The sequence below is a fragment of the Kribbella sp. genome, from assembly GCF_035687465.1.
GTDB lineage: Bacteria > Actinomycetota > Actinomycetes > Propionibacteriales > Kribbellaceae > Kribbella.
The window spans coordinates 1-8,506 of the sequence record NZ_DASRXP010000240.1 but is presented as its reverse complement, the minus strand read 5'-3'; the positions used below and the strand labels follow the sequence as shown (position 1 = coordinate 8,506).

Annotated in this window: 9 protein-coding genes and 1 pseudogene; 6 read left to right on the top strand and 4 right to left on the bottom strand. The window is 68.6% G+C overall.

Annotated elements, in window-relative coordinates; all coding sequences use genetic code 11:
* From VFG33_RS12290 to VFG33_RS12275, 4 genes and pseudogenes are all read left to right on the top strand, one after another.
* A pseudogene (locus VFG33_RS12290) lies at positions 1–198 on the top strand (TetR/AcrR family transcriptional regulator); the annotation flags it as partial.
* Positions 199–294: 96 nt separating this feature from the next.
* Positions 295–585, top strand: a complete 291-nt coding sequence (locus VFG33_RS12285; RefSeq protein WP_325025673.1) for a hypothetical protein — start codon at positions 295–297, stop codon at positions 583–585.
* 16 nt (positions 586–601) lie between these two features.
* The gene (gene xth / locus VFG33_RS12280; protein WP_325025671.1) at positions 602–1,405 is read left to right on the top strand and encodes an exodeoxyribonuclease III; all 804 of its coding nucleotides are present in this window, start codon (positions 602–604) and stop codon (positions 1,403–1,405) included.
* A 38-nt stretch (positions 1,406–1,443) separates the two neighbouring features.
* Positions 1,444–3,534, top strand: a complete 2,091-nt coding sequence (locus tag VFG33_RS12275) for a S9 family peptidase (protein WP_325025669.1) — start codon at positions 1,444–1,446, stop codon at positions 3,532–3,534.
* A gap of 16 nt (positions 3,535–3,550) precedes the next feature.
* Here the strand turns inward: VFG33_RS12275 and VFG33_RS12270 are convergent, their stop codons facing one another.
* On the bottom strand, positions 3,551–3,940 hold the full coding sequence (locus tag VFG33_RS12270; RefSeq protein ID WP_325025667.1) for a nuclear transport factor 2 family protein: 390 nt from the start codon (positions 3,938–3,940) through the stop codon (positions 3,551–3,553).
* 87 nt (positions 3,941–4,027) lie between these two features.
* Between VFG33_RS12270 and VFG33_RS12265 the strand changes: the two genes are divergently transcribed.
* Both VFG33_RS12265 and VFG33_RS12260 read left to right on the top strand, forming a co-directional pair.
* On the top strand, positions 4,028–4,807 hold the full coding sequence (locus tag VFG33_RS12265; RefSeq protein WP_325025666.1) for a helix-turn-helix domain-containing protein: 780 nt from the start codon (positions 4,028–4,030) through the stop codon (positions 4,805–4,807).
* A 571-nt stretch (positions 4,808–5,378) separates the two neighbouring features.
* Positions 5,379–6,338 (top strand): sigma-70 family RNA polymerase sigma factor, encoded by a 960-nt coding sequence (locus VFG33_RS12260; RefSeq protein ID WP_325025664.1) that lies wholly within the window; start codon positions 5,379–5,381, stop codon positions 6,336–6,338.
* A gap of 167 nt (positions 6,339–6,505) precedes the next feature.
* Here VFG33_RS12260 and VFG33_RS12255 read toward each other — a convergent pair whose 3' ends face one another.
* The 3 genes from VFG33_RS12255 to VFG33_RS12245 all read right to left on the bottom strand — a co-directional run.
* Positions 6,506–7,228, bottom strand: coding sequence for an HAD family hydrolase (locus VFG33_RS12255; protein ID WP_325025662.1), 723 nt, complete (start codon positions 7,226–7,228; stop codon positions 6,506–6,508).
* A 40-nt stretch (positions 7,229–7,268) separates the two neighbouring features.
* Complete coding sequence (locus VFG33_RS12250; protein ID WP_325025660.1) at positions 7,269–8,252, bottom strand: CPBP family intramembrane glutamic endopeptidase; 984 nt, start codon at positions 8,250–8,252, stop codon at positions 7,269–7,271.
* Positions 8,239–8,506: hypothetical protein (locus VFG33_RS12245; protein ID WP_325025658.1), on the bottom strand; the 268-nt coding region annotated here is incomplete at its 5' end. The genes VFG33_RS12245 and VFG33_RS12250, both read right to left, overlap by 14 nt.

Sequence of the window (8,506 nt, the reverse complement as noted above, 5' to 3'; positions counted from 1 at the left end):
TTCAGCCGGTGGGTGATCGACGCCGTCGCCCAACTCGGGATCGAGACGACCCCGACCGTCGAACTCGCCTGCCACGGCTGGCAGGGCTACGTCGAACAGACCTTGCTCACGTGGATTGCCGATCCCAAGGTCTCCCCCGCTGACCTGGAACATCTCTGCGAACGCTCCCTCGAAGCCCTCCTCACCACCGCCACGTAGCCCCTGCGGCGGCGCGACAGGTGCGCGGCTCGGAGGAGCTCCGGCGTTCTAGCTTGGCTCCCAGTCCTTCAGGGCGGTGAGCGCCTGGAAGGCGAAGTGGGTGATCAGCTCGCCGTCTTCGGCCTGGCGGTCGGCGCGGGTCTCGGCGTCCTGGTCGAGACCTGGCTGGTCGTGTCGATAGTGCTGACGCTGGCAGCGGCCGCGGTGCTCGCGTTCGTAGTACTGCCTGGTCAGGGCCGCGTGCTGTCAGCTGCCGGTGGGCCGCCCGACGAGCGAGCCGTCACGCAGGCGAGGAGCCTGTCCATGACCACCGGCATCTTCGCCCTGCTGTGGGCCACCGTCACCGTCCTGCTGATCATCCGCCCCGGCTCGACCACCGGAGTCTGAGCGTTAGGGTTCGGGGGTGCTGAAGGTTGCGACGGTGAATGTGAATGGTGTTCGGGCTGCTTACCGGCGAGGGATGGCGGCGTGGCTGGAGCAGGCCGATCCTGATCTGTTGCTGCTGCAGGAAGTCCGGGCGACCGATGAGGTACTGCGGGATCACCTGGGCGGCGACTGGCACCTCGCGCATGCCGAACCCGTGATCGAGGGCAGCAAGGGACGTGCCGGGGTCGCGGTGGCGAGCCGACGGCCGATCAAGGGCGAACGATCCGCGATCGGGCCGCAGCGGTTCGACGGCTGCGGCCGCTGGGTCGAGGCGGATGTGGTGCTCGACGACGGGTCGACGTTGACGGCTGTCAGTACCTATGTGTTCACGGGCGAGTTCGAGACCCCGCCGCGGCAGGCGGAGAAGTACGCGTTCCTCGACGCGATCACCGCGCGGCTGGGCGAACTGCGGGCCGACGGGCGGCACGTACTGCTGTGCGGCGATCTCAACATCGCGCACCGCGAGGTCGACCTGAAGGCTTGGAAGGCAAACCGGAAGAAGAGCGGATTTCTGCCGGAGGAACGCGCCTGGATGGACCGGCTGTTCGAGGACGGCTGGGTGGATCTCGGCCGCCGCTTCGGTGGTGAGGGACCCGGGCCGTACTCCTGGTGGTCGTGGCGCGGGAAGGCCTTCGACAATGACGCCGGCTGGCGGATCGACTACCAGCTCGCCTCCCCCGAACTCGCGGAAACCGCCACTGGTTGCGTGATCGATCGAGCCCCCACCTACGCCGAACGCTGGAGCGACCACGCGCCGGTAGTGGCCACCTACAAGATCTGACCGGCGCGCGGGGCGGATGGGCGGGTAATGTCGCCCGCATGTCCGAGCTGAACCCACCTGTCGCCGCCCGTAAGCCGATCGAACGCACCCACCACGGAGACGTCTTCGTCGACGACTACGAGTGGTTGCGGGACAAGACCGACGACGAGGTGCTGGAGTACCTCCGCGCCGAGAACACCTACACCGAGGCCCGCACCGAGCACCTCGAATCGTTGCGCGAGGCAATCTTCGACGAGATCTCCACCCGCACCCTGCAGACCGACCTGAGCGTGCCCGCCCGACGCGGCGAGCACTGGTACTACAGCCGCACGGTGGAGGGCAAGCAGTACTCCATCAGCTGCCGGGTCAAGGTGGACGGCGACGAGCCGCCCGCGACCGACGGCGAGATCGCCGGCGAGGAGATCCTGCTGGACGGGAACGAGGTGGCCGGCGACTCGGAGTTCTTCTCGCTCGGCACCGTCGACGTCTCCCCCGACGGGAACCTGCTCGCCTACTCCGTGGACCTGAAGGGCGACGAGCGGTTCACGCTGCGGATCAAGGACCTGACCACCGGGGAGCTGCTGCCGGACGAGCTGCCCGAGGTGCACTACGGCTCGGCCTGGTCAGCGGACGGTTCGACGATCTTCTACACGAAGGTCGACGACGCGTGGCGGCCGTACCAGGTCTGGCGGCACGCTCTCGGCAGCGCCGAGGACGTTCTCGTGCTGGAGGAGCCGGACGAGCGCTTCTGGGTCGGCGTCGACCTGACCCGCAACGAGCAGGCCATCATGATCTCCCTCGGCAGCAAGCTGACCAGCGAGGTCTGGCTGCTGGACGCGCAGAACCCGACCGGTGAGCTGGTCGTGGTGGCGCCCCGGCGGGAGGGCGTCGAGTACGACGTCGAGCATGCCGGCGACCAACTGTTGATCGTGCACAACGCCGACGCGGCGAACTTCTCCCTGGCCAGTGCGCCGCTGGAGTCCCCCGCCGACTGGACCACCCTGATCGAGGGCGACGAGTCGAGCCGGCTGCTCGGCGTCGACGCCTTCGCGGACCACGTGATCCTGTACCGCCGGCGGAACGCCCTCACCGAGCTCGCGATCATGCGCCGGGAGTCCACCCAGAGCCCGGGCAGCACGGCCTTCGCAGCGCCGGACGTGCTGACCTTCGACGAGCCGATCTACACCGTCTCGCCCGGTCGCAACGACGAGTGGCAGGACACGCGGTACCGGTTCGGCTACACGTCTCTGGTCACGCCCGGTTCGACGTACGACGTGGACGTGGCGACCGGTGAACGTCGACTGCTGAAGCAACAGCCCGTACTGGGTGGGGTCGACCTCGGCGCGTACACGCAGTACCGGGAGTGGGCGACGGCGGCGGACGGGACTCAGGTGCCGGTTTCGCTGGTCGCGCGCAAGGACGTCGCGAAGGACGGGAACGCGCCGGTCGTGCTCTACGGCTACGGCTCGTACGAGACGTCGATGGACCCGTGGTTCTCGATCCCGCGGCTGTCGCTGCTGGACCGCGGGGTGGTGTTCGCGATCGCGCATGTCCGGGGTGGTGGCGAGCTCGGGCGGCACTGGTACGACAACGGCAAGACGCTGACCAAGCGGAACACCTTCACCGACTTCGTCGCGGCCGCGGAGCACCTGGTCAGGGACGGCTGGACCCGTCCCGAGCGGATCGTCGCGCAGGGCGGCAGCGCCGGTGGACTGCTGATGGGTGCGGTGGCGAACCTGGCGCCGCAGGCGTTCGGCGGGATCGTCGCGGAGGTGCCGTTCGTCGACGCGCTGACCACGATCCTGGACCCGTCGCTGCCGCTGACGGTGATCGAGTGGGAGGAGTGGGGCAACCCGCTGGAGGACCCAGAGGTCTACCGGTACATGAAGTCCTACTCGCCGTACGAGAACGTCTCGGCGCAGGAGTATCCGCGCATCCTGGCGATCACCAGCCTGAACGACACCCGCGTCTTCTTCGTGGAGCCGGCCAAGTGGGTGGCGAAACTGCGAGCCACCGCGACCGGCGACGTCGACGTCCTGCTGAAGACCGAGATGGAGGCCGGCCACGGCGGCCGCAGCGGCCGGTACGACGCCTGGCGCGAGATCGCCTTCACCCTCGCCTGGGAACTGGACACCCTCGGCCTCGCCTGATCAGCGACCGCATCCCTCAGAACATGCCCTGGGGGATGCGGTCGGCGGACGGCACGGACTGCACGGTGTCCCAGTGCTCGACGATCAGGCCGTCTTCCAGGCGCCAGATGTCGACCACGGCCTCGCCTGCGCCCTCCTCGTCCGGCCGGGTCAGGTGGTAGTGCAGGACGACGTAGGTATCGTCGGCGATCACCCGTTTGAGGTCGAGCCGCGAGGTGGGCAGCGGCCCGCTGCGGATGAACTCGATGAACGCGTCGCGGCCGGACGGATTGTCCGGGCTGTGCTCGACGAAGTCCTCCCGCAGCAACCGTTGCAGGACGTCGACGTTGCCTTCGGCAAATTCCTGGAAACCCCGGAGAACGATCTCTCGGTTCTTCTCGGTCTGGTCGGATGAGGTGCTGGTCATGGCTTCGAGGCTGCCAGCGAGCCCGGCCGCGTGTCGATTACCAGCCTGGTCATGGAGAGCATGACCCGATCGGGGTAGAACTGGCGTGTGGCGGAATCGACGATCGGGGAACTGCTGCGCGGCTGGCGGCAGCGGCGCAAGCTCAGTCAGCTCGACCTGGCGATCGCCGCGGAGGTTTCGGCCCGCCACGTGAGCTTCGTGGAGACCGGCCGGACACTGCCCAGCAAGCCGATGCTGCTCCGCCTCGCGGATGCCCTCGGTGTGCCTCTGCGGGAGCGGAACCGCCTGCTCGTCGCGGCCGGCTACGCACCGGCGTACCGGGCGCGACCGCTGGACGATCCGGATCTGGCGACGGCTCGCGCGGCACTCCAGCAGGTGCTGGACGGGCTCGGGCCGAACCCGGCGCTGGTGCTCGACAGCGGCTGGAACCTGCTCATCGCCAACCGCGCCGCGGGAATCTTCTTCGACGACGTCGCACCCGAACTGCTCGAACCGCGCATCAACATGATGCGCCTCGGACTGCACCCGCAAGGCTTCGCGCCGCGGCTGCAGAACCTCGCCGAGGTCCGGAGTTTCCTCCTCCCCCGGCTCGCACGGCAGGCCCAGCACACGGGCGACCCAGCCCTCACCGCCCTCCACCAGGAACTTCTCTCGTACGGCGAGCCGCCCGCCGCCGTGGACCCCGATCCGGCGGACATCCTGTTGCCGATCCGGTTGCGGCACCGGGGCCACGACCTGTCGCTCTTCAGCACGATCACCTCCTTCGGTGCACCGTTCGACGTGACGCTGGAGGAACTAGCGATCGAGTCCTATTTCCCGGCCGACGAAACCACCACCAAGGCCCTCGCGGAGCTGGCCGGTCACTGACGTCACTGTTCGTTGTCGTCGGCAACCATCCGGCGAGGATCCGGCAACGGCTGAGCCCGCCCGCGCGAGGGAACCGGTTGCGGGGACCGCGCGTACCGGAAGGCGAAGGGATCGGTCGGGGCGCGCGGTCGGGCCGGGCCGGACATGCTGGTGGGCGGCGAGCCGCAGCTGGGCAGTTCGGGTGGGATTGCTGAGCGATCCGGGTGGGATCGCTGGGAGTTGGGTGGGGAAGGGTCTGGGGGCCAGTGGCGTTAGAACTATGTGAGGAAGTTGCGGTGTGTCGTGCACCACATCTGGGACGCGGAATCGCTGAGGTGACAACAGTTCTCAGCTCTCAGGCGTCCAGGTGTCGGCAAGGAGAAAGCGGCGAAAACCCAGCAGATCAAGCCGATTGTGCTCGCAGCGCGCCGCGAGTGCGCAGAACCGGCCCGGACGAGGATTTCCAGGCCGGTTGCGGACGGCGGACGCTGCGGGGAAATCTCAGGGAACGTTCAGGCTGTTTACACACTCATCGTGGAATCTTGAACCTCACTCGAGCGTTGCTCTCCATGTAACGACGAAGGGAGTTTCGGTGGCTCGCATGGCTCGTGTCCGTTCCACGGACGACGGTATCGACGGCAAGGACAGCGTCGGTCTCTACCTGGAAGAGATCGCTCGCACTCCTTTGCTGACGGCGGAAGAAGAAGTCGAGCTCGCTGAGACGGTCGAGGCAGGTCTCCTCGCGGAGCAACTGCTGGCCGAGGGGCGGGTTGGACGTAAGAAGGGCGGAGCGCCCAAATATGCGACGGAGGAAGAGCTGGAGTGGCTGGCCGAAGCGGGCCAGCGCGCACAGCAGCGGTTCGTGACCGCCAACCTCCGACTGGTGGTATCGATCGCCCGCCGCTACGGACGGTCCCAGATGCCGCTCCTGGACCTGGTCCAGGAAGGCAACACGGGCCTGATCCGCGCGGTGGAGAAGTTCGACTACCGCAAGGGGTTCAAGTTCTCGACGTACGCCACCTGGTGGGTGCGTCAGGCCATCACGCGAGGGATCGCGCAGCAGGCCCGGGTGGTCCGGCTGCCGGTGCACGTGGTGGAGCAGCTGAACCAGATCGGTTCGGCCCGGCGCACGCTGGAGCGCAAGCTCGGGCGGGAGCCGGAGATCGACGAGATCGCGGCGGAGCTGGACCTGGACCCGGAGCGGGTCACTGACCTGATCCGGATCGGCCGGGACCACATCAGCCTGGACAACCCGATCGACGACGAGGGCGAGACCTCGCTGGGCGACCTGATCGCGGCCGAGACCGCGCCGGGGCCGGACCAGCTGGTCGCGGACGCGTCGGACCGCTCGGGCCTGTTCAGCCTGGTCGACCAGCTCGACCCGCGGTCGGCGGACGTGATCCGGCGCCGCTACGGACTGCACGACGGCCGTCAGGCGAAACTGGCGGACATCGGCGCCGTGCACGGCATCTCGGCCGAGCGGGTCCGCCAGATCGAGCGGGAGGCACTCAGCCGGCTACGGCTGCTCGCCGACCCGACCCTGGCCGCCTGACCCGATAGGTAGCGGCCGACAGGTATGAGCTGACAGCACGAACCAATCGAACCCCACCACAGAACCCCCGGCGCCGCCCTCCCGGCCCGGGGGTTCTGCTGTGCCTAGTGCCAAAAGCCTGGTGCCTAGGGCAGCTTGATCCAGGCTTCTACCGGCAGGTGGACCGGTCAGGCCGTTGTGTTCCAGTGGTCGATCAGGGCCGGCAGCTCGGCGAGGCGGTGGATGGTGGCGTCCGGGGTGCCCTCGGTGTGGCCGATCTGGTTCGCCGGGATGGCGCTGTGCGGGATGTGCACCGCCCGCATCCCCACGTTCTGAGCGCCCCAGACGTCGTCGAACAGCCGGTCACCGACGAACAAGCAACGCCCGGGCTCCGTCTCGCCGGCAGCTCGCATCGCGGCCAGGAACGCCTCCGGGTGCGGCTTGGTCCACGGCACCTCGCTGGTGTAGACCGCGCCGTCGATGAGCTCGAGCACGCCGTCGCGGGCGAAGATGTCCTCGTGCCGCCGGCGCGACCAGATGGTGTTCGACAGCACGCCCAGCTTGAGGCCGCGGTCGCGCAGCTCCCCCAGCGTCTCGAGGGCGTCCGGCTCGAGCTCGGTGTGCGGGTGCCACTGCCGCTCGTACTCCGCCAGCGCGGCCGGCGACATCACCACCTCGGCCAGGAGGCACACCTCGTCCAGCGTGCTGCTGCGGTGCTCGTCGCGCGAGCGGAGCCAGACCGACTCCTCGGCGGCGACCAGCCGGGCGGCGAGCTCGTCGGCCCGGGCGTCGTCGATCAACTCCGCCACGGACCGCCAGACGGTGTACAGGTCGATGGTGTGCCAGGTGGCCAGGGTGCCGCCCCAGTCGAACAGGACGGTCTCGATGCGTTCGGTCTTCACGTTCGTCACGGCGCAAAGGTTGCCAGATGGCTCCGACAATCTCCTTCGGTTATCCGCTCACGCGGGCAAGCTGCTTGCGCTTCGCGAGCCAGACGATGGCTGCGCCGTAGAACGCGAGGCAGGGGATGTCGGTCGCCAGTAGGGTCCACGGAGCGCCGCCCTGGTCGGCCCAGCCGTCCAACTGGCCGAGAGCCGCAGGCACCAAGAAGGCAGCCAGGTTGTTCACGGTGTGCAGGGCGATGCCGGCCTCCAGACCGCCGGTCCGGATGGTCAGCCAGCCCATCAGCATCGCGAACAGGAAGATGTCTGCCATCGCCCAGCCGGTATAGCCGTGCGCGGTGACGAACAACGCGCTGCTGACCACCAAGGCCGGCCACGGCGAGCGCAGTACGAGCTTGAGGCGGTGGGTGAAGGTGTTGCCGTCGGTGTTGTCGGGTCCGTAGGCGCCGATCGCCTGGACCAGCCAGCCACGGAATGCGAACTCCTCGCCTGCTGCCTGGAACGGGACCAGTAGCAGGATGACCAGGGCCGGGACGATGAAGGAGCCGATGCCTACCCAGGAGCCGTCGTCGGAGGTGCTGGAGTCGGCCGCGGGGAAGAGTGCGTCTGCCGCCAGGCCTAGCGAGTAGGAGAGCACGATGTAACCGAGCGCGGGGAGGCTGCAGAGCAGCAGCCAGCGCCAGCGGATCCGGTTGAGTACGGATGCCAGGCTCCAGGCGGGACGGCGCTGCACGAGCCAGGCGGAGAACGCGACGACCGGTGTGAGGACGGCGAGGAGCGCCAGGTTGATGGCGATGTCCTCGGTGGGGTTCGGGAAGAAGGAGGTGTCCTGGGGCTCCGGGACGTCGCCGGTGATCAGGCCGTGCGCGATCTCCCAGGCGATCAGAATCCCGATCGACGCCAGCAGGGCTGCGCCGATCACCACGAGGGTGTCGACCAGGGGTCGCCACCAGGTGTGCTTGTAGTTGCGCGCCAGCCGGTGGTACGGCGTACCAGGTGGTGCCGGAATCGCCCGAGGCTCAGCCGGCCGCATCCCGTACGGCATCTGCCCGTACGGCGCCGGCCCATTCGGCGGATACGGACCAGGCTGCTGCCCGTACGGCGGATAAGGCCCCGGCGGCTGCTGGTACGGCGGATACGGTGCCGGCGGCTGTCCATAAGGCGGCGGCTGCTGCGGAGACCACGTCGGAGGCTGCTGCCCGTACGGCGGCGGCTGCTGCGGCGACCAGCCCGGAGGAGGCGGGGGCTGGGGTGGGGACCAGTGCGGCTGCTCCGGCTGGTTGGGGG

Excerpts from the sequence above, each read along its gene's own strand:
- VFG33_RS12275 (WP_325025669.1), top strand. The coding sequence starts at position 1,444 with ATGTCCGAGCTGAACCCACCTGTCGCCGCCCGTAAGCCGATCGAACGC.
- VFG33_RS12270 (WP_325025667.1), bottom strand. The coding sequence starts at position 3,940 with ATGACCAGCACCTCATCCGACCAGACCGAGAAGAACCGAGAGATCGTT.
- VFG33_RS12250 (WP_325025660.1), bottom strand. The coding sequence starts at position 8,252 with ATGCGGCCGGCTGAGCCTCGGGCGATTCCGGCACCACCTGGTACGCCG.